Below are 20,584 nucleotides of genomic sequence, written 5' to 3'. Positions count from 1 at the left end.
CGGCGGGTCGGGTCACCGCGGTTCTCCTTCGGTCGGTTCGGTTCGGGTCGGCGTGACGCCGTGCGTCTGCTCGGGCGGGGACTCCGCGGCGGCGCGGGTTAGCGCGTCGAGTGAGCGAGCGAGGTCGAGCAGCTCCTGGTCGGTGGCGGGGTCGTCGCCGTACAGCAGCTCCTCGACCTGCTCCGGCTCGCCGCCGGTGCGCGCCGCGACGGCCGTGGCAACCCGGTCGCGTGGCGTCTCCGCCGGCAGGTTCAGCCAGGGCAGCAGGCGGGCCAGTGCGGCCGTACGCAGCGTCCGCCCGGCCGGTCCGCGGGCGCCGGCCCGTTGGTACAGCCGGGCTCGGCCGAGCGCGGTCTCGGCCGAGCGTACGGCCACCGGCAGTGGCTCCGGCGCGGGTGGTCCGAGCCGGCGGGCCCGCCACAGCGCGGCCAGCAGCAGCGCGAGCGCGAGTTGGACGAGCATCGCCCAGAACCAGAGCGGGAAGGCGCCCCAGAGCGGGTTCGGCGCCGGTCCGTCGTCCGAGTCGGCGGGGCGCCGGTCGTCGGAGCTGTCGCCGGGTCTGCTGGGCCGCCCCTGTGCGGTGCCGTCCGCGGGGGTGGTCTCCGAACCGGGTCCTTCGGTGGAGGAGTCGGTAACCGGCGGTCGGCTGCTGGGGGTCGGCGGGGGTGGTTCGGGCCCCTCCAGGTCCAGCCAGACGACGCGTGGGTGCACGCCGAGCAGCGCGGTGGCGAGCGCCTGGTTGTCGTGCTCGCCGATCCGGTCGTTGCGGAACGGGTCGTCGGCCCCGACGAGGACGGTGTCGACCGTTCCTGGCAGGCGGGCCAGACCGGCCGAGAAGCAGAGATCCAGGGGGATCTCGGTGTCCGCCGTGTACCGCTGGCGCTGCGCGGCGGCCTGGCGCACCGGGCGGAGCTCGTCGAGCGGGCAGGGGCGGCCGTTCGCCTGCGGACCCACCACCTTGGTCGCCCAGCGCCGACCGTGCTGCTCCACCGGCAGGCCGGCGGCGTGCAGGACCCGGACGGACGGGTCGACCAGCACCACCCGGGTCCCGGCGGGCAACCGGCTCAGGCGGCTCAGGGTCTCGGATCTCAGCAGGTCGGGCGCCGGCACGAAGAGGGTGGTCGGTGCTCCGGTGCGGGCTGTCAGCAGCGCCGCCCGCACGTCGGTCTCCCGCGCGACGGTGCCGCCGCGCCGGGTCAGGGCCTCGGCGAGCCGGCTGCCGCCGTGCTCACCGGCCTCGACCGGGGAGAGGTAACCCGGATCGTCGGCGTCGGGCCGGTCGAGCGCCTGCGCGACCAGGGTGGTGGTGATCAGGGTGGCGACCAGCCCGAGTGGGATGACCAGCCGATGCCACCGCCGTCGCCGCTTCGGGGCGGATCCGGGCCGGGCGGCGGCCGGACGAGGGGCGGGTGGGGTCACTGTCCGCGCGGCGGCGCTCACGCTCGCTCCTCCCGGGTGCCGGCCGGCCGGCCGCCGGGGGCGGACTGCTCGGGTACGAGACTCGTCGGCCCCCCGCCGCCGGTCTGCCTCGGGTCGGACGGGTCGACGGCTCGTGGTGCGGCGAGCGCCTGGTGCAGCTCCGCGGCGAGTTCCCGCATGCGTCGGTCGTGGTCGGCGGAGGCGGGCCGCTGTGCGTACCAGAGTTCGGAGAAGATCAGGCCGGCGGCCGTCACCGGGGGGCCGGTGGGCGGCAGGTTCCGAGCCGCCGTCGAGCCGACCTCGACCACCGTGAGCCCCGGCTGGGCGGGTACCACCTGCCGTGCCGCCAGTTCGCGGATCATGTCGCGCAGCCGCTCCCGTACCGCCTCGGCGTAGCGCCCCTCGGCGGCCAGCCGGTCGGCGAGCGAGAGGTGGACGGTGAGCGGGTCGGGCGTCTCGTCGGGCAGGGCAGGCGTCGCAGCGGCCGTCGGTGCGGCGTCGACGCTGCGCCGGCGGCGTCGCAGCCGCAGCCGGGGCCAGCGTGGCCGGGGCAGCCGCAGCCGGGGCAGGCGCAGCCGCAACCGGGGCAGGGTGATCCGGGGCAGCCGCACCCGTGGGCGGGGGAGGCGGCGGGGGAGCCAGGCCGGGAACGTGTACCAGACCAGGGCGGTCGCCACCGCTGCGACGGAGAGCAGGAGCGTGACCAGCCACAGCGGGACGTGGTCGCCGAGCGCCGCGGTGGTCTCGCTCCACCACCGGCTGAAGCTCATCGCTCGGCCGCCAGCAGGGCGGGCTCGGGTGTTCCGGCCGGTGCGCGGGCGAGCAGGATGTCCAGGCCCTCGGTGCGGATCCGGGTCTCCAGGTGCAGCACGGCGTCGAGGCAGGCGAGCGCCGGGTAGGCGATCCCGTTCACCGCGGTCCAGACCAGCAGGGCGACGGGTATCGCCCAGTAGTCGTCGACGAGGCCGAGTTGGGTCAGCCCGAGGATGGTCCCGCTCGCCAGACCGACCCGGAGGATCCACCAGCCGAGGTAGCCGAGCAGCCGAATCATGCCGGCGCGCATCCCTGACCGGGTGGCCAGCGCCCCGGCGCGGGGCAGGACGCGGTGCAGCGGCACCCGGTCGACGACGAGCGCCGGCGCGACGGCGCCCAGCAGGGCGAAGCCCGCGAACCAGAGTGGCCCGCAGAACGCCGCCACGGACATCAGGCCGCCGACGACGAGCGCGAACAGGACGGTGCCACCCCAACGGCCACCGGCCCGGTGCAGCACCTCGCCGGGGCGGGCGGTCCGGCCGAGGAGCGCGGCGGCGCCGGCCCGGGCGGCCGGGTTGCCGAGGAGCATGATGATCATTGCCTCGGTCGCCGCGCCGGTCGTCAGCAGCAGCCAGTACGTGGCGAACGATCCGTCGGAGAGCCACCAGATCGGCGGCACGGTGCCGGCCGCGAGGCGAAGCGGTTGCAGCACGAGGAACTGTTCGGCGGCGGCGAGGACCACGGCGATCGGCACCAGTACGCGTGCCTGCGCGCGCAGCAGCAGGACCGCGGAGTCCAGCAGTTCACCCACGGTGAGCGGGCGGTGCGGGAGCACGGCGATCGGGCCGGCGTCGGGCACGCGTACTCCTGGGGACGGGCGATGGTGGCGCGCGGCGGCGCACGCGGGGATCATGGTGTCACGCCCGGCCCGATCCGGTGGACCCGCAGGTCGGCGTCGGCGCGCGGTCGCCCACGGTGGCGGCTGCTGTGGCAAGCTTGCCGCGGCGGTACCGTGCCGGGTGACGCCGGTCCCACCGACATTGAAACGGGGATGGAAGATTAATCCCATGAGAGCCCGGGTTCTGGTGGTCGACGACGACCCCGCGCTTGCCGAGATGCTCGGCATCGTGCTGCGTAGTGAGGGCTTCCTGCCCTCCTTCGTCGCCGATGGGGAGCGGGCGTTGGCCGCGTTCCGTGACAGTCGACCCGACATCGTCCTGCTCGACCTCATGCTGCCCGGAATGAGCGGGATCGACGTGGCGCGTGCGATCCGCACGGAATCGGGCGTCCCGATCGTCATGCTCACCGCGAAGAGCGACACGGTCGACGTGGTGCTCGGGCTGGAGTCCGGCGCCGACGACTACGTGGTCAAGCCGTTCAAGCCCAAGGAGCTGGTGGCCCGGATGCGGGCCCGGCTGCGGCGCGGTGAGGACGTGGCGCCGGAGCTGCTGACCATCGGGCCGCCCGGCAACCAGATCAGCATCGACGTGCCGGCCCACACGGTCAGCCGCAACGGCGACGAGGTGAAGCTGACGCCACTGGAGTTCGATCTGCTGGTCGCGCTCGCCCGCAAGCCGCGGCAGGTCTTCACCCGCGAGGTGCTGCTGGAGCAGGTCTGGGGCTACCGGCACGCCGCGGACACGCGGCTGGTGAACGTCCACGTGCAGCGACTGCGCGCCAAGATCGAGCCCGATCCGGAGCGGCCGGAAATCATCCTCACCGTGCGTGGTGTGGGTTACAAGGCGGGCACCGGATAGCCTGGGGCGCACTGTGTCCTCCCCCGTGCTCCCGACCCCCGAAGCAGCGACGACGCGCCGACGCGGCGCTGGTCGCGAGCTGTGGCGCGCGCTCAGCGGGCGGGCCGTGCGGATGGTCGCCGGGGTGCACCGGACGTGGCGGCGCTCCCTCCAGTTCCGGGTCGTCACCATCACGCTGGTGGCGTCGAGTCTGCTGGTGGGTGGTTTCGCCTACCTGACCGCTGACAAGATCACTGGGATCCTGCTGGAGAACGCCAAGACCGACGTGCGGCTGCGGCTGGAGGGCGGCGCCGAGTACGCGGCCAAACAGGTCGACCTCTACGGCCAGCCGCAGGAGGCCCAGCTCCAGGAGACCATCGAGGGCACGGTCAACTACCTGGCCGGCGGCGACCCGCAGCAGACCAGCGGTGTGGTGGTGGCGATCACCGCGGAGGACCATCCCGGGGTCATCCAGACCCGGGCGGCCCCGGCGATCGACGTCGGGCCGCTGATCAGTCCGGAGTTGCGGGCCGCGGTCGCCAACGGCAACGTGGCCAGCCAGATCGGTACCGGCCGGCTCACCGGCGACCAGGCCACCAAGTACCTGGCGTACGGCTCGCCGGTGCCGACCAAGTTCGGTCAGATCGAGCTCTACTACCTCGTTCCGCTGACCCGGCAGGACGTCACCGCGGCCGAGGCCCGGGCCACCGTGGTCGCGACCGGGGCCGCTCTCGTGGTGCTGCTCGGCCTGCTCGCGGCCCTGGTCACCCGGTTGGTGGTGAATCCGGTGCGGGTGGCCGCCCGTACCGCCCAGCGGCTCTCCGCGGGTCTGCTCGACCAACGGATGGTGGTCAACGGCGAGGACGACCTGGCGCTGCTCGCCGCGTCGTTCAACCAGATGGCCACCAACCTGCAACGGCAGATCCTGCGGCTGGAGGAGATGTCCCGGTTGCAGCGTCGGTTCACCTCCGACGTCTCGCACGAGCTGCGTACGCCGCTCACCACGGTCCGGATGGCGGCCGACCTGATCTTCGCCGAGCGCGACGAGTTCGACCCGGCGGTGGCGCGCAGCGCCGAGCTGCTCCAGGCCGAGCTGGATCGGTTCGAGGAGCTGCTCACCGACCTGCTGGAGATCAGCCGTTTCGACGCGGGTTTCGCCATGCTCGACGCCGAGCCGACCGATCTGGTGCCGATCGTGCACCGGGTGGTGGAGCGGCTGGCCGGCCTGGCCGAGCGGGTCGGCGTGCCGATCGAGGTGGAGCTGCCGGAGGACGAGGTGATCGCCGAGGTGGATCCGCGGCGGGTCGAGCGCGTGCTGCGCAACCTCGTCGGCAACGCGGTCGAACACGGCGAGGGCCGGCCGGTGCTGATCCGGCTGGGCCTGGACGACACGGCGGTGGCGATCACCGTACGCGACCACGGGGTGGGGCTGAAGCCGGGCGAGGAGAAGCTGGTCTTCAACCGGTTCTGGCGCGCCGACCCGTCGCGGGCGCGGCAGACCGGCGGCACCGGGCTCGGTCTGTCGATCAGCGTGGAGGACGCGCGGCTGCACGGCGGCTGGCTGGAGGCGTGGGGTGCGCCGGGTCAGGGCGCCCAGTTCCGGCTCACCCTGCCGGCGCGGGCCGGGGACCGGCTGACCACCTCGCCGCTGCGGCTGGTGCCCGAGGACGCCCGGCTGCCCTTCGGCGGTCCGGGCGACGCCGCGCCGTTGGCGATCGGCCCGGGCTCCGGCGGCGCGTTGGCGATCGGTCCGGCGCCGACGGGAGATCCGGACGGCACGCGGGCGGAGGTGCGCACGTGAGGGCACGTCTCGTGGCCGGGGCGCTGTGCGGGGCCCTGGCGGTCGTCGGGTTCACCGGCTGCGGCATTCCGGAGCGCTCCGAGGTGCAGGTCGACCGGCGCAAGGAGCCGGCGACGGAGTCCGGCGCGGTCAACGCCGGGCGTCAGGAGCCGCCCACCCGGTCGATGGCCACGAGGCCGGAGGAGTTCGTCTCGAACTTCCTCTCCGCGGCCGCGGGTGAGCCCGACCGCGCCTACAGCCGGGTCAAGCAGTTCGTCGACCCGCAGTACCGCAACCGGCTCCAGGAGAAGCGGGGCAGCGAGGTCGAACTCACCGTCGTCCGGCTGACCGACGCGCCGGTGATCACCCTCAACGAGGACAGCCCCGTCGGCGACGACAGCCTCAAGGTGACGATCGCGGTGCAGCAGATCGGCGTCCTGCGCACCGACGGGACGCTCGTACCGCCGGTCTCCGGCGAGACGCGCTACGAGTTCGGGCTGCGCAGCGCCTCCGACCAGGCGGGCGCGGCCGACGACGCGGCCGGCTTCTACGTGACCGAGCCGCCGAACACGCTGCTGCTCAGCGACGAGGCGCTGCTGCGTTACTACGAGGGCAAAACGATCTACTTCTGGAGTTCGGACCGGACCCGGCTGGTGCCCGACCTGCGCTACCTCCCGGGCACGGTGCCCACCGAGCGGCGGCTCAACGAGGTGGTCAAGTGGCTGGTCGACGGCCCGTCCGACTGGCTGCGCCCGGGCGTGGTGGGGCTGCCCGACCGCACCGAGCTGATCAACAACGCCACCGGCGGCGACGGCCGCTGGGAGGTCAACCTGGACATGCCCGGTGACGACCGGACCCGTGCCGATCAGCTGGTCACCCAGCTCGCCTGGTCGCTCCGCGACTTCGACGGCGAGTTGGAGCTGAAGATCCGCAACAACTCCGTGAAGGTGGAGAACCTGGCCGCGCGGCGCTCCGCTTGGGCCCTGTACCGGCTGCGGGAGGGGCCCCGGCGGTACTGCGTGTTCGAGGGGGCGATCCATCCGCTCACCGTGGACGGTGAGCCCTCCGCCGTGGTGCCGTTGGACCCGGCGGCGAACCGGAACGTGGTCTCCGCCGGGCTGGCCCGCTCCGAGGAGCAGATCCTCGCCGCGCTCGTGGTAACCGCGGCCGGCGGGAAGCAGCGGCTCTCTGTGGGCACCGGTCGCGGACCGGTGACCTCCTTCGCCAAGGGCCCGGAGTACAAGGCGATCGGCGCGCCCGTCTGGCTGCGCTCCAGCGACCCGCGCCGACCCCAGGGGCTGGTGGTGGCCGACGGCAAGCTCTACCGGTTCGACGGCAATGCCGAGATGGCCCAGATCGTGCTCAACCTGCCTCCGGGCGTGGTCACCGCGGTCGCCGCCTCGCTGGACGGCCAGCGGATCGCGTTGATCGTCGGCGGTGCCCTCTACGTCGCGGCGGTCAAATTGTTGGACGGCGGCGGGGTGACCGTCGGGCCGTCCCGCCGGGTGAGCACCTCGCTGACCGGCCTCTCGGCGGTCGACTGGGGCGACGAGAACCGGCTGATCGTGGCCGGCTCCGCGGCGCGCCCGGCGATCTACGAGATCGGCGTGGACGGCGTCGTCGAATCGCCGCTCGCGCCCGACACCCGGGCCGAGGTGACCCACCTGTCGGCGTACCCCGTGAACCCGACGGTCGAGGTCCCCTCCGGTGCCCTGATGTACGAGGCGAACGGGGTGGCGTACCGGACCGTCCCGGTCGAGCGGATCCAGCCGGACCAGGTGGCCGACGCGACGCCGCCGCCGACCGGCGTACGGCCCACGAACCCGTCCGCCCCCTTCTTCCTCTTCTGATCCGGTGCGGGGTCTCGGCGGGCTCTGGTCGGACCTCGGCGACCTGGTGCTGCCCGCCGACTGCGCGGGTTGTCGGGAGCGCCGTCCCGGACTGCGGCACGGGGTCTGCCCGGAGTGCGTCGGAACCCTCGAGGCGCTGCGCCCCGGGCCGGTGCGGCCCACTCCCGCCCCACCCGGCCTGCCGCCCTGCTACGCCCTCGGCCCGTACGCCGGCCCGCTGCGGGAGGCCCTGCTGGCGTACAAGGAGCACGGCCGGCACGGGCTGGCCCGACCGCTCGGCGCGTTGCTCGCCGAGGTGGTAGCCGTGGCGGTGGAACCGGCGCGCCCGGTGGCGCTGGTGCCGGTGCCGGACACCGCAGCGGCCGCCCGCGCCCGTTACGGCGACCACCTCGACCGTCTGGCCCGGCACTGCGCCGAGCGGCTGCGCCACGCCGGTCGGTCGGTGCGGGTGCTCCGGCCGCTGCGCGCGCTGCCCCGCCCGGACTCGGTGACGCTGGACAGCGCCGGCCGGGCCGCGGCGGCGGAGGCCGCGTTCCGGTCCCGGTCGACCGGGCGGGGCGGGGTCGACGCGACAGTGGTGGTGCTCGACGACATCGTGACCACCGGGGTGACCCTCGCCGCGGTGAGCCGGGCACTGAGCGCGACCGGACCGGCTCCCGCCGTGGCCGCGGTGCTCGCCGCCACCGAAAAGCGACACCGCTGATAACTCTTCGTGTTTTGGTTTCACCCGATGGTGTACGAGCTGCGAAAAAACGTGGCGCTCTTTGCAACCAGGGGTGACTGCCCGAAGAACAGGAGTTAGCGTCAACGTGTCGGGGGTAGGAGGTCATCCCAACCGCTCCCGGCGGTGGAAGGAGGCGTAGCCGTACTGACCGGTCGACGCCGAGCGGGCCTCATCCCTAGGGGCGATCGACCGGGATACCGATCGAAACTCGTCCGAGCCAGGGAGGTCACGTGGACATCGTGGTCAAGGGCCGAAACGTTGAGGTGCCGGACCATTACCGGGTGCACGTAGCCGAGAAACTTGCCAAGATCGAACGCTACGATCACAAGCTCATCAGGGTCGACGTGGAGCTGTTCCACGAACGCAATCCACGCCAGTCCGACCATTGCCAGCGGGTGGAGATCACCTGCATCTCGCGTGGTCCGGTGATCCGCGCCGAGGCCTGCACGAACGACTTCTACTCCGCGCTCGACGCGGCGATCGCCAAGCTCGACACCCGGCTGCGCCGGGCGGCCGACCGGCGCCGCGTGCACCGCGGCCGGCACGCGCCCCTCTCCGTCGCGGCGGCCACCGCCGACCTGCCCGTCACCGACCTGGCGGCGGACCCGCTCGGCGCGCTCAGCGACAACGGCCGCGCCGCCACCGCGGTCGCGGAACGGGTCGAGGCCGAGGAGGAGTACGACGACCAGCCCTGGCACATCGCCCGGGAGAAGGTGCACGCGGCCGAGCCGATGACCGTCGACGACGCCCTGTTCCAGATGGAACTCGTGGGCCACGACTTCTACCTGTTCCTGGACAAGGAGTCCGGCCGGCCCAGCGTGGTCTACCGCCGCCGCGCGTACGACTACGGCATCATCTCGCTGGCCGTCTGAGCGATACGCCGATCAGGGGGCCGTCGTCGGCACGGCCTCCTGGTCCGTCAGCGCAGCTCGTCCGGCGTCAGGCCGAAGACCAGGTCGTCGATCCGGGTACCGGCCAGGCCGGGCAGCCGGCCACGGAGGAGACCCTCGCGGCGGAAGCCGACCTTCTCCAGCACCCGGTGCGACGCGACGTTCTCGGGCACCGTGCCGGCGGCGAGCCGGGTGAGACCGGCCGGCCCGAAGGCCCAGCCGGCGAGCAGCCGGACCGCCCTGGTGGCGTACCCCCGCCCGCGCCACTGCGGCAGCAGGGCGTACCCGACGGTGCCCTCCCCGGCCTGCGGGTCGCTCACGGAGAGCCCGCAGCTGCCGGCCGGTTCGCCGGTCGCCGCGTCCAGGATCAGCAGCCGGGCCAGTTCGCCGGTGAGCCACTGGCTCGCCGACAGCCGGCAGCGCCGCTCGATCGCCGCCCGGTCCGGCGGTACCGGCGGGGCCTGGTTCGCCACCACCTCGGGGCGGGTGTGCAGCCGGTGCATCACGTCGACGTCGTCCGGGCCGAGCGGCCGCAGGGTCACCACACCGTCGGCCAGCACACCCTGCGGCAGGTCCGGCAGCTGCCGCGGCGCCGGCCCGGGCGGGTCGTCGGCGAGGCGCACCCAGGCCAGCAGGTCGTGCCGTCCGCCGCCACGGGACGGGTTGGCGGCGAGGCGTACGCCCTCGAAGTGGAAGCCGGCGCCCACCGCGACCCGTTGGCTGACCGCGTTCTCGGCGTGAGTGAGCAGCTCCAGCCGGGCGGTGCCGGTGGCGAAGGCGTGCTCGGTCAGGGCCCGGGTCGCGGCGCCGGCGACGCCCCGTCCCCGCGCGTCCGGCGTCACCCAGTAACCGATCTCGGCCTGGCCGCGGTAGGGCACCGGATTGCTGAGGCCCACCGCGCCGAGCAGCCGATCCGTGGCGGGGTCGGCGACCGCGTAGGCGGCCCCGCCACCGGCCCAGACCCCCGGGGCGCCCACGCCGATCCAGGACCGCGCGTCCGCCTCGGTGTACGGGGTGGGCAGGCCGGAGATGTAGCGCGAGGTCAGCGGGTCGGCGCAGCCGGCCACCACATCAGCGGTGTCGTCGAGCCGGAAGGGGCGCAGCCGCACCCCGTACGCCTCGACCGCGAGCGGCCTCATGTCAGGTCGGCGGGGAGCAGGGCGGCCACCCAGGCGTCCACCCGTTCGCCCCGGTGGGCGAGCCCACCGCGGGCGGTGCCCTCGACGGTGAAGCCGGCCTTCTCGGCGGCCCGACGGGAGGAGGTGTTGCCCACGTGGGCCCGCCACTCGACTCGGGCCAGCCCGAGCGTGGTGAAGCCCCAGGTGCAGAGCGCGGCCAGCGCGGCCGGCATGAAGCCGCGACCCCGAGCTTCCGGGAGGGCCATGAATCCGACCTCGGCCAGCAGCGGGTCGCTGGGGGAGAGCCGCAGGTCTATCGAGCCCGCGTACCGGTCGTCGGGGCCGGTGAAGACGTAGTTGGCGCTGGTGCCGGCGGCCCAGGTGCTCAGGACGAACTCGAGATACGACTCGGCGTCCGACCGCTCGTACGGATCCGGCACGGTGGTCCAGCGGATGGTCTCCGGGTCGCGGCAGGTCTGCACGATCGCGTCGAGGTCGCGCTCCTCCATCGGGCGCAGCCGCAGCTCGGTGCCGCCGGCGGTGGCGAAGAGGACGGGCTGCTGCCGACCGAAGACGGCGGCCCGGCGGGCCTCCAGGGTGCCGGGGGCGGCGGGGCCGGGTTCACCGGGGGCGGGTACCTCGCCGGGCAGGAGCGAGCCGATCCAGCCCTCCGCCCGGCCGCCGGGGACCGGATCGGCGAGCCGGAGCCGTCCCTCGACCCGGAACCCGGCCCGGAGCGCGACCAGCCGGGACGCGTGGTTGCCGACCTCCGCCTGCCAGCTCAGCCGGCGCAGCTTGAGCACGTCGAACGCCCAGCGGGCGAGGGCCCGGGTGGCCCGGGTGGTCACCCCACGGCCGCGTGCCCAGGGGGCCGTCCAGTAACCGACCTCGCCGGAGCCGAGGCGGGTGTCGAGCGCGACCAGCCCGCAGGAGCCGAGCAGTTCCCCGGTGGCGGCGTCGCAGACCGCGAACGGGGCGCCGGTGCCGTCCCGCCAGACGCTCGCGGTGAAGTCGGTGACGAACCCGTGGGCGTGTTCGGGCCGGTACGGGCGGGGAACGGTGGTCCAGCGCTGGATGTCCGGGTCCTGGCAAGCGCGGTAGACGGCCTCCGCGTCGTCGGCCCGCCAGGGGCGTAGCAGCAGGCCGTCTTCGATGATCTCCGTGGGCTCCACCCGAGCATGGTGCCGGATCGTTCGCCCACGGCGTAACCGGATATCCACGGCATCCCGCGTCCGTCGCGCGGTATGTCGGTTTCCGTGGGATCGGGCCGCCGCCACCAGTGACCATCGGCCCGGTGTAGCGCCTACGATGGTTCGAGACTGTCTAGGGGAGCGTTGATCCGTGTCGATTCTGGAAAAGGTCCTTAACGCGGGCGAAGGCCGCATGGTGCGCCGCCTCAAGGCCATCGCCGCCGCCGTCAACTCGATCGAGGACGACTACGTCAACCTCACCGACGACGAACTGAGCGGCATGACCGAACAGTTCCGTGAGCGGCTCGCCGACGGCGAGACCCTCGACGACCTGCTGCCGGAGGCGTTCGCCGTGGCGCGGGAGGCGGCGGCCCGGGTGCTCGGGCAGCGGCCCTACGACGTGCAGGTGATGGGTGGCGCGGCGCTGCACTTCGGCAACATCGCCGAGATGAAGACCGGTGAGGGCAAGACGCTGACCTCGGTCATGGCCGTCTACCTCAACGCGCTCTCCGGCAAGGGCGTGCACGTGGTCACGGTCAACGACTACCTTGCCCAGCGCGACGCCGCCTGGATGGGCCGGGTCCACGAGTTCCTCGGCCTCACCGTCGGCGTGGTGCTGCCCAACCGGCCGGCCAGCGAGCACCGCACCGCCTACGAGTGCGACATCACCTACGGCACCAACAACGAGTTCGGCTTCGACTACCTGCGCGACAACATGGCCTGGTCGAAGGACGAACTGGTCCAGCGCGGGCACAACTTCGCGGTGGTCGACGAGGTCGACTCGATCCTCATCGACGAGGCCCGGACGCCGCTGATCATCTCCGGCCCGGCCGAGCACTCCGCCCGCTGGTACGGCGAGTTCGCCGGGGTCGTCGCCCGCCTCCAGCCCGGCACCGACGGCGAGGGCGACTACGAGGTCGACTACGCCAAGCGGACCGTCGCGGTCACCGAGCGGGGCGTGGCCAAGATCGAGGATCGGCTGGGCATCGACAACCTCTACGAGTCGGTGAACACCCCGCTGGTCGGCTACCTGAACAACGCGATCAAGGCCAAGGAGCTCTACAAGCGCGACAAGGACTACATCGTCAACGAGGGCGAGGTCCTGATCGTCGACGAGTTCACCGGTCGCATCCTGCACGGCCGCCGCTACAACGAGGGCATGCACCAGGCGATCGAGGCCAAGGAGGGGGTGGAGATCAAGCAGGAGAACCAGACCCTGGCCACCATCACCCTCCAGAACTACTTCCGCCTCTACGAGAAGCTGTCCGGCATGACCGGTACCGCCCAGACCGAGGCGAGCGAGTTCAACAAGGTCTACAAGGTCGGCGTGGTGACCATCCCGACCCACCGCCCGATGGTCCGGCAGGACCGGCCGGACGTGATCTACAAGACCGAGAAGGCCAAGTTCAACGCCGTGGTGGAGGACATCGCCGAGCGGCACGAGCTGGGCCAGCCGGTGCTCGTCGGCACCGTCTCGGTGGAGAATTCCGAGATCCTCTCCCAGTTGCTGCGCCGCCGGGGCATTCCGCACGAGGTGTTGAACGCCAAGTTCCACGCCCGGGAGGCGGAGATCGTCGCCCAGGCCGGGCGTAAGGGCGCGGTCACCGTCGCCACCAACATGGCCGGCCGGGGCACCGACATCCTGCTCGGCGGTAACGCCGAGTTCCTCGCCGCCAGCGAGCTGCGCCAGCGCGGCCTGGACCCGGTGGAGCAGGAGGAGGAGTACGCCAAGGCGATGGAGGAGGTCCTGCCCAACTGGAAGCAGGCCTGCGACGTCGAGGCGGAGGAGGTCGCCGCAGCCGGTGGTCTCTACGTCCTGGGCACCGAGCGGCACGAGTCCCGCCGGATCGACAACCAGCTGCGCGGTCGTGCCGGCCGCCAGGGTGACCCGGGCGAGTCCCGCTTCTACCTCTCCCTCCAGGACGAGCTGATGCGGCGCTTCCGGGCCGGCGCGGTCGAGGCGGTGATGGACCGCTTCAACATCCCGGAGGACGTGCCCATCGAGTCGAAGATGGTCACCCGCCAGATCAAGACCGCGCAGGCCCAGATCGAGGGCCAGAACGCGGAGATCCGCAAGAACGTCCTGAAGTACGACGAGGTGCTCAACAAGCAGCGTCAGGTGATCTACGCCGAGCGCCTGCGGGTGCTCAACGGCGAGGACCTCTCCGAGCAGGTCCGCAACATGATCGACGACGTGGTCGGGGCGTACGTGCAGGGCGCCACCTCCGACGGCTATGCCGAGGAGTGGGACCTCGAGCAGCTCTGGACCAGCCTCAAGCAGCTCTACCCGGTGGGTGTGAGCATCGAGGACCTCGAGGAGGAGGCCGGCGGTTCCCGCGCCGGCATGGACGAGGACTTCCTCGTCGCCCGCCTCAAGGACGACGCGAACGCCGCGTACGACCGGCGTGAGGAGCAGCTCGGAGAGGAAGCCGTACGGCAGCTCGAGCGGATGGTCCTGCTCCAGGTGATCGACCGCAAGTGGCGCGAGCACCTCTACGAGATGGACTACCTCCAGGAGGGCATCAGCCTCCGTGCGTACGCCCAGCGCGACCCGGTCGTGGAGTACCAGCGCGAGGGCTTCGACATGTTCGCCAACATGATGGACGGCATCAAGGAGGAGACCGTCGGCTTCCTCTACAACCTGGAGGTCCAGGTCTCCGAGCCGGAGCCGGAGGCCGAAGAGGTCCAGCTGCTGGACAAGCCGGTCGAGCTGCGGGCCAAGGGCCTCAACCGGACCCCGCAGCAGCAGGGCCTGCAGTACTCCTCGCCCACCATCGACGGTGAGGCGGGCGCCGGTGGGATCGCCGTCGAGCAGGCCGAGCAGCAGGCTCCGGCCCTCGGCGTCGGACGCCCGGCGAAGGCCGCCCCGGCCGCCCCGGGAACGACCGCCCCGACCGCGCCGCAGCGCCCCGCCAGCGGGATGAACGGGCCGGCCGTCGCGGGCAGCGCCGCCCGCCGACCCGCACCCGGGCAGGTCGATGCCGGCAACGGTCCGTCCCGCAACGCGCCCTGCCCGTGCGGCTCGGGTCGCAAGTACAAGCGGTGCCACGGTGCCCCCGGCGGCGGGGCCTGACAGGTACGACGCTTCATCCGGAACGCCTCGGGGCAGTAACGCCCCGGGGCGTTCCGCCTTTCCGGCCGGGCCTTTCTCGGTCCGGACCTTTCCGGCCCGGGCCTTGCCGGTCCGGGCCTTTCCCGGCCCGGCCTTTCCCGGCCCGGCCTTTCCCGGTCCGGGCCTTGCCGGTCCGGGCCTTTCCCGGTCCGGGCCTTGCCGGTCCGGGCCTTTCCCGGTCCGGGCCTTGCCGGTCCGGGCCTTTCCCGGTCCGCTCTGTCCGTCCGTCCGTCCGGTCCGCTCCGTCCGTCCGGTCTGCTCCGTCCGGTCCGCTCCGTCCGTCGGTCCGGTCCGCTCCGGTCCTGTCCGGCTCGGCCCGGTTCAGGCCAGCCGACCCCGGTCGATCGGCCTGGTCGACGTGGCTCGGCTTGGTCTCGGCTCGGCTCGGTTCGGCTCGGCCTCTTTCGGTGTGGCTTGATCTGGGTGCGGTCCGACTCGATCTCGGTGCGGTGCGGTGCGGTGCGGTGCGGCCGCGCTGAGCTCGGTGTGGCTACTATCCAGTCCGATCAGGTGATTTGCCCGGTCTGAGCCTTTTCGGGCGCCCTTCGCTTGTCGGCTTCGCCGGTGATCAACTCGCCTTCAAGGAAGTCGTGCCATCCGGGGTCCGGGATACCCCGACTTCAAGGAACCCGAGTGGATCACGGCTGGATCGGGTGGGGTCGCGGTTCGGTCAGGGTGGATGAGCCCTGAGACGGAGTGGATCACGTCGGGGACGTTCGGGACGGGACGGGGGCCCCGTCGCGGGCGGAGTGGATCCCCGTCCGAGATGGGGTCGCCGGCCGTCCGGCGGGGGCGAACCGACCGGGAGGTAGCAGGGATCGCCCGCCGGCCGGCGGGGGTGAACCGACCGGGAGGTAGCGGGGATCGCCCGCCGGCCGGCGGCCGGACAGACGGGGTTACAGGACGTGCAGGGCCGTGCAGAGCCAACGGCCCCGGCGGTGCTCCAGGCGCAGGGCCAGGGCCCAACTGCGCCCGGTGGCGCCGGTGAGTACGGCGGCCACCTCGACCGCCCCGGCCCGGGGCTCGCCGGCCCGGACCCGCCGCACCCGGACGGTGGGTCGGGCGGACCGGGTCGAGCGGCGGCGGGGCGGCCCGATGCGGCTGGTCGCCCGCGACAGCTCGGGCAGCAGGTCGTGCGCCCGGGTGGGGTCGAAGAGTGGCCGTAGCTGCGCCGGTGGGCGGTAGCCGTTGAGCACCTCCACGCAGGTGCCGACGAACCGGTGCGCCGCCCGGGTCGCCTCCGCGGTGGCGGTGACCAGGGCGTCGGGCGGGAGTGCCGCGGCAGGGCCCCGCCCGGGGCCGGTGGGTACCGGCCGGAGGCCCGCCCGGCGGGCCGGGGAGGGGCCGGCGGTGGGCCGAATCGCCGCGAACAGGTCGAGGGCGAGTTGGCCGTGGGTGGGTGGCGACCAGCCGGTGCCGTCGTCGGCGTACGGCGGGTCGAGGGGTGGTGCGGGGCGGAGGCGGATCGGGGGCCGGGACGGCCCGGGACGGCGGTTCATCGGCTGCTCCCAAACCCTACGTTTGCTTTCGTTTGCCTTCGACTGGTTCACATTGTCGGGCAACGTAGAGTCATCGGTCAATGGCAGCCGGCTCCGGGTCGGTTACTCGGCGTCGCGCTCGGTGAGGGGGTTGCTGCGTACCCAGTCGGCGGTCTCCTCGTACTTCCGCTGGATGTACTCCTCAAGCCGGGTGCGCTCGACGCGCCACTGACCACGGCCGCCGATCTTGATCGCGGGCAGTTCGCCGCTGCGCACCATGTGGTAGACCTGCGAATCCGACACGTTCAGCTCGGCGGCCACGTCGGAGAGGAGCAGGAACCTCGGCTCCACGGAAACTCCCTCGGTTGACTTCGGTTGCCTCAGTTTGCCATCGTTCGGCTCCGCACCCCAGCCTCAGCGCCGCCTCGGATCACCTGACACACCGGTGGCGAAACTTCCACCGGCCGGGCGCGAGGTGTATGACGGTCACGGCGTACGGCATGATCTGCGCCCGGGCCGGCCGACGCCGGCGGAGGACCTGAGCGGGGAGACGACCGGTGACCGACCAGCTTGTCCGGGTGTACGTCCCGGCGACCGTACCGATGCTGGGCCGCCTGCGCGAACACGGGCTGGCCGCGGCCGAGGCCCACGCGGTCACCCCCGCCCTGCGGGAGTGGTACGCCGAGGGCGACGAGGAGGAGTTGGAGTACGTCGCCTTCACGCGTGCCGCCCAGGACGCCCTGCAACTGCTCCGGGCCGACTCCAAGGCGCCGCGCCGCCGGGTGGTGGTCTCCGCCGACCTGCCGGCCGCCGCGGTGGGGCGCGCCGACGGGGACCTCGGCTCCAGCACGATCGCGCTGACCGGTCCGGTGCCGGTGAGCGCCGTCGCGGCCATCCACGTGGACGGCGCGGAGGCGGTGGAAGACGTCGCCGCCGCGGCCGAGGTGGTGGCCGAGGCGCTCGCCGGGGACCCGGACGCACAGTTCACCGTCGACGGCGCCGAGGACCACGAGTTGGAGTGGTACGACGCCAGCGAGCTCGACGTGCTCCTGCGTACGGCTTCCTGACCGCCCGGCGGGCACCCTCCAGCCGAGGGCCTGCGGCCCGGAGACCCGGGCGGCCTGGCGGCCCGGTGGTCCGCTTCGGTCAGCGGGTGGCGCCGGCTGCCACGGAGTCGTCGGCCGGGTCGTCCTCGGTCTCGGGCGAGCCGAGGGTGCGCCCGAAGGCGATGAGCGCGATCAGCGCCCCCAGGAAGAGCACCCAGATGCCGTTGTCTACGCGCGAGCTGCCGAGCATGGTCTGGGCGACCGAGTCCGCCTCGCTGAGCGCGCCGGCCAGGTCGAGGAGCGACCGCCCACCGACTCGGATGATCACCTCGGCCAGCAGCAGGAACAGCCCGGGACCGGCACCGGCCAGGAGGTACGCGGGCCAGCGGGGCAGTGTCGCGGTCGGGTCCTGCCGGATCGTCCGGCGCTTCGACCAGGTCAGGTACGCGAAGGCGAGCAACCCGGCCACCACCCCGGCGAGCACCGACTCGGTACGCGACACCCACTTGGCGGCGTTCACCAGCGACTCCTGGGTGTCGCCGGCGCCGTAGAGGTCGAAGAGCGGGTCCCGCACCCGGCTGAACGCCACCACGAAGATCAGTACGCCGAGCGCCGAGGCGGAGATCGCCCCGACGACCGGGGCGCTGCGGGCGCCGGCCACCGCCCCGCCGATGATCGCCGCAGCGGCGGTCGTGCCGGCGATGACGTTGGTGGTGGCGTTGTCGGCGTAGGTCAGGTTGATCGCCAGCGCGGCGAGGAGCCCGACCAGCATGCCGGCGCCGATCGCGCCCGCGAAGCGCAGGGTGACGCCGTCGCCGTACCGGCGGGCCAGCAGGTTGCCGGCGGCGAGGGCGACGGCGGCACCGGTGACCAGCGCCGCCGAGATCACTCCGGGCAGCGCGAAGGCCGAGAGGCTGATCACGGTGACCCCGGCCTCCGCCGAGTGGATCGCCTCCCGGGTGGACCAGAGCATCGCGGCCAGCCAGACCAGGGAGAGCAGCGCGATCACCGTGGCGGCGGGCGCGGGTACCGGACGGGTGCTCGGCTCGAACTCCTCCGCGGCGTCGGTCGGCTCGTCCTCCACTGCCGCGTCGGCGCTCCGGGCCGGCTGCCCGTCGTCGGTCGCCGACTCGATGACCGGCGCGGATGCGGCCTCGCCGGCCCTGGTCTCCGCCGTGTCGGCGACCGGGGGCTGGTCCGGCTCCGCGGCGTTGGGGCCGCCGGGCTGCTTGGTCATCGTCTTCCCTTCGCGGGTCGGCAGGTCACCGGCCATCCAGGGTAGCCGCCTCCGGTGCCCGCGCCGTGCACGCGTCACCCGCGCGGGTGGCCGGTGCCGCGGGGCCCGGTCCTCCACCCGCTGACCCGGCCACGGGGTGCCCGCCCGGTCCGCGCGGGTGACTGGCCACGCGGTGCCCGTCCGGCGCGCGCGGGTGACTGGCCACACGGTGCCCGTCCCGGTAAAGCGCGGGTGGCCGGTCACGCGGTGTCCGCCCGGCCGTGATCGGCGAGGCCGAGCGCTCCCGCCCGGTGCCCGGGTGGCCGGTCGCGTGGCGCTCGCCGCAGCTGGGCGACGGGGAGGCAGGGTGGTCACCTGCCCGTGACAGAATCGCCGCAGGTCCCGTCGTCGTGGCCGGTCAACCCGGTGCGGCGTGCAGCGTCCGACCGTCCGGTCGGTGCCCGCGGGTCCGGTTCCGCCACCGCTGTCGAGATCGCCAGGAGCCTTCATGGACGCCGTGTTCTCCGTACCCGAGCCGCACAACGAGCCGGTACGCACCTACGAGCCGGGTAGTGCCGACCGGGAGCGGCTCCAGCGGCGGCTGACCGAGCTGGCCGCCGAGCGCATCGACCTGCCGATGACCATCGCGGGCGAGCAGCGGATGGCCGGCGGCGAGTCGATCAACGTGGTCCAGCCGCACAAGCACGCGCATGTGCTGGGCGTCACCGCGCACGCCACCCACGACGACGCCCGCGCGGCGGTCAGGGCCGCCAAGGACGCCGCCCCGATGTGGCGGGCGCTGCCGTTCGAGGAGCGGGCTGCGATCTTCCTGCGCGCGGCGGAGCTGCTCGCCGGCCCGTGGCGGGACACGTTGAACGCGGCCACCATGCTCGGGCAGTCGAAGACCGCCGTGCAGGCCGAGATCGACGCGGCCTGCGAGTTCATCGACTTCCTCCGGTTCAACGTCCACTTCGCCCGGCGGCTCCTCGCCGAGCAGCCGCTCTCCTCGGCGGGCGTGTGGAACCGCTTCGACCACCGCCCGCTGGAGGGCTTCGTCTACGCGGTGACCCCGTTCAACTTCACCGCCATCGCCGGCAACCTGCCGTCCGCGCCGGCGCTGCTGGGCAACACGGTGGTGTGGAAGCCGGGCCCGACCCAGCAGTTCGCCGCGCACTTCACCATGCGTCTCTTCGAGGCGGCGGGCCTCCCGGCCGGTGTGATCAACATGGTCACCGGCCGCGGCGAGGAGGTCTCGGACGTGGTGCTCGCCGACCCGGATCTGGCGGGTATCCACTTCACGGGCTCCACGAAGGTCTTCCAGCAGCTGTGGCGGACCGTCGGCGACAACATCTCCCGCTACCGGGGCTACCCGCGGCTGGTCGGCGAGACCGGTGGCAAGGACTTCGTCGTCGCGCACACCAGCGCCGACGTCGACGCGCTGCACACCGCGCTGATCCGTGGCGCCTACGAGTACCAGGGCCAGAAGTGCTCGGCGGCGTCCCGGGCGTACATCCCCCGCTCGATCTGGGAGGGTGGCCTGCGGGACCGGCTGGCCGCGACCGCCGACGGGCTGACGTACGGCGATGTCACGGACTTCGGCAACTTCGGTGGCGCGGTGATCGACGACAAGGCGTTCGCCCGGCACACCGCCGCGTTGGAGCTGATCGCCGGCGACGACAGCTGCCGGGTCCTGGCCGGCGGCACCGCTGACGACTCGGTCGGGTACTTCGTCCGGCCGACCCTCTTCGAGTGCGGTGACGCCGCCCACGAGACCTTCACCACCGAGTACTTCGGTCCGATCCTCGGCGTGCACGTCTTCGACGACGCCCGCTTCGACGACGTGGTGGCCCAGGCCGAGTCGATCGCGCCGTACGCGCTCACCGGGTCGATCTTCGCGACGGACCGCGAGGTGGTCGACCGGGTGGCGGAGAAGATGCGGTACGCGGCCGGCAACTTCTACATCAACGACAAGCCGACCGGTGCGGTGGTCGGGCAGCAGCCATTCGGTGGTGCGCGGGCGAGCGGCACCAACGACAAGGCGGGCTCCTGGCTGAACCTGGTCCGTTGGGTGTCGCCGCGGACGATCAAGGAGACGTTCGTGCCGCCGACCGACCACACCTACCCGCACATGGGCTGAGTCGAAGCCGGAAGGCCCCCTGCTCGGGCAGGGGGCCTTCCGCGCCTCAACGGACTGTCGTCGGCCGACAGTGCACATTGGAAGTCCTTCTCGGGTGGCAAACTGCCAAATCCTGGACGTCGCGTCGGCAAAGTG

At 73.0% G+C, this 20,584-nt stretch carries 16 protein-coding genes; 8 read left to right on the top strand and 8 right to left on the bottom strand.

Annotated features, from left to right (window positions below; translation table 11 throughout):
- Positions 1-12 precede the first annotated feature (12 nt).
- From D7147_RS00380 to D7147_RS00370, 3 genes are read right to left on the bottom strand one after another with little or no spacing between them, the layout of a single operon-like run.
- Complete coding sequence (locus D7147_RS00380; RefSeq protein WP_199734048.1) at positions 13-1,440, bottom strand: DUF4350 domain-containing protein; 1,428 nt, start codon at positions 1,438-1,440, stop codon at positions 13-15.
- Positions 1,437-2,189, bottom strand: coding sequence for a DUF4129 domain-containing protein (locus tag D7147_RS00375; RefSeq protein ID WP_199734047.1), 753 nt, complete (start codon positions 2,187-2,189; stop codon positions 1,437-1,439). Before D7147_RS00375 ends, D7147_RS00380 begins: the two co-directional genes overlap by 4 nt.
- Positions 2,186-3,031 carry a hypothetical protein gene (locus tag D7147_RS00370; RefSeq protein WP_120673242.1) on the bottom strand — a complete coding sequence of 282 codons (846 nt, stop codon included), beginning with the start codon at positions 3,029-3,031 and terminating at the stop codon, positions 2,186-2,188. Before D7147_RS00370 ends, D7147_RS00375 begins: the two co-directional genes overlap by 4 nt.
- Positions 3,032-3,239: 208 nt before the next feature.
- On the opposite strand from D7147_RS00370, the gene mtrA reads away from it, so the two are divergent.
- The 5 genes from mtrA to hpf all read left to right on the top strand — a co-directional run bounded on the left by mtrA (position 3,240) and on the right by hpf (position 9,134).
- Entirely contained in the window at positions 3,240-3,929 is a 690-nt protein-coding gene (gene mtrA / locus D7147_RS00365) for an MtrAB system response regulator MtrA (protein WP_120673241.1), read from the top strand.
- 112 nt (positions 3,930-4,041) lie between these two features.
- Positions 4,042-5,709, top strand: coding sequence for an MtrAB system histidine kinase MtrB (gene mtrB, locus D7147_RS00360; RefSeq protein ID WP_120673240.1), 1,668 nt, complete (start codon positions 4,042-4,044; stop codon positions 5,707-5,709).
- On the top strand, positions 5,706-7,538 hold the full coding sequence (locus D7147_RS00355) for an LpqB family beta-propeller domain-containing protein (RefSeq protein WP_120673239.1): 1,833 nt from the start codon (positions 5,706-5,708) through the stop codon (positions 7,536-7,538). The genes mtrB and D7147_RS00355 overlap by 4 nt, the downstream gene beginning before the upstream one ends.
- A gap of 46 nt (positions 7,539-7,584) precedes the next feature.
- Positions 7,585-8,241 (top strand): ComF family protein, encoded by a 657-nt coding sequence (locus D7147_RS00350; protein ID WP_120673903.1) that lies wholly within the window; start codon positions 7,585-7,587, stop codon positions 8,239-8,241.
- A gap of 251 nt (positions 8,242-8,492) precedes the next feature.
- Positions 8,493-9,134, top strand: coding sequence for a ribosome hibernation-promoting factor, HPF/YfiA family (gene hpf / locus D7147_RS00345; protein ID WP_120673238.1), 642 nt, complete (start codon positions 8,493-8,495; stop codon positions 9,132-9,134).
- Positions 9,135-9,181: 47 nt separating this feature from the next.
- Here hpf and D7147_RS00340 read toward each other — a convergent pair whose 3' ends face one another.
- A complete protein-coding gene (locus D7147_RS00340; protein ID WP_120673237.1) occupies positions 9,182-10,291 on the bottom strand; it encodes a GNAT family N-acetyltransferase in 1,110 nt (369 codons plus the stop codon).
- Positions 10,288-11,442, bottom strand: coding sequence for a GNAT family N-acetyltransferase (locus D7147_RS00335; protein WP_120673236.1), 1,155 nt, complete (start codon positions 11,440-11,442; stop codon positions 10,288-10,290). The genes D7147_RS00340 and D7147_RS00335 overlap by 4 nt, the downstream gene beginning before the upstream one ends.
- Before the next feature lie 169 nt (positions 11,443-11,611).
- Here D7147_RS00335 and secA point away from each other — a divergent pair, with 169 nt between their 5' ends.
- Positions 11,612-14,533, top strand: coding sequence for a preprotein translocase subunit SecA (gene secA, locus D7147_RS00330; RefSeq protein WP_120673235.1), 2,922 nt, complete (start codon positions 11,612-11,614; stop codon positions 14,531-14,533).
- A gap of 935 nt (positions 14,534-15,468) precedes the next feature.
- Here secA and D7147_RS00325 read toward each other — a convergent pair.
- Together D7147_RS00325 and D7147_RS00320 are read right to left on the bottom strand one after the other, a co-directional pair.
- Positions 15,469-16,071, bottom strand: a complete 603-nt coding sequence (locus tag D7147_RS00325) for an Rv3235 family protein (protein WP_120673234.1) — start codon at positions 16,069-16,071, stop codon at positions 15,469-15,471.
- A 102-nt stretch (positions 16,072-16,173) separates the two neighbouring features.
- Positions 16,174-16,401 carry a helix-turn-helix domain-containing protein gene (locus tag D7147_RS00320; protein WP_120673233.1) on the bottom strand — a complete coding sequence of 76 codons (228 nt, stop codon included), beginning with the start codon at positions 16,399-16,401 and terminating at the stop codon, positions 16,174-16,176.
- 206 nt (positions 16,402-16,607) lie between these two features.
- Here D7147_RS00320 and D7147_RS00315 point away from each other — a divergent pair, with 206 nt between their 5' ends.
- Positions 16,608-17,117, top strand: coding sequence for a DUF6912 family protein (locus tag D7147_RS00315; protein ID WP_120673232.1), 510 nt, complete (start codon positions 16,608-16,610; stop codon positions 17,115-17,117).
- 79 nt (positions 17,118-17,196) lie between these two features.
- Here D7147_RS00315 and D7147_RS00310 read toward each other — a convergent pair whose 3' ends face one another.
- On the bottom strand, positions 17,197-18,333 hold the full coding sequence (locus D7147_RS00310) for a hypothetical protein (RefSeq protein ID WP_120673902.1): 1,137 nt from the start codon (positions 18,331-18,333) through the stop codon (positions 17,197-17,199).
- A gap of 487 nt (positions 18,334-18,820) precedes the next feature.
- On the opposite strand from D7147_RS00310, the gene pruA reads away from it, so the two are divergent.
- Complete coding sequence (pruA, locus tag D7147_RS00305; RefSeq protein ID WP_120673231.1) at positions 18,821-20,449, top strand: L-glutamate gamma-semialdehyde dehydrogenase; 1,629 nt, start codon at positions 18,821-18,823, stop codon at positions 20,447-20,449.
- Positions 20,450-20,584 lie beyond the last annotated feature (135 nt).

The sequence above is a fragment of the Micromonospora musae genome (assembly GCF_003626545.1).
Taxonomy (GTDB): Bacteria; Actinomycetota; Actinomycetes; order Mycobacteriales; family Micromonosporaceae; genus Micromonospora; species Micromonospora musae.
The sequence above is the reverse complement of the archived record's forward strand: the minus strand, read 5'-3'. Positions and strand labels throughout refer to the sequence as shown.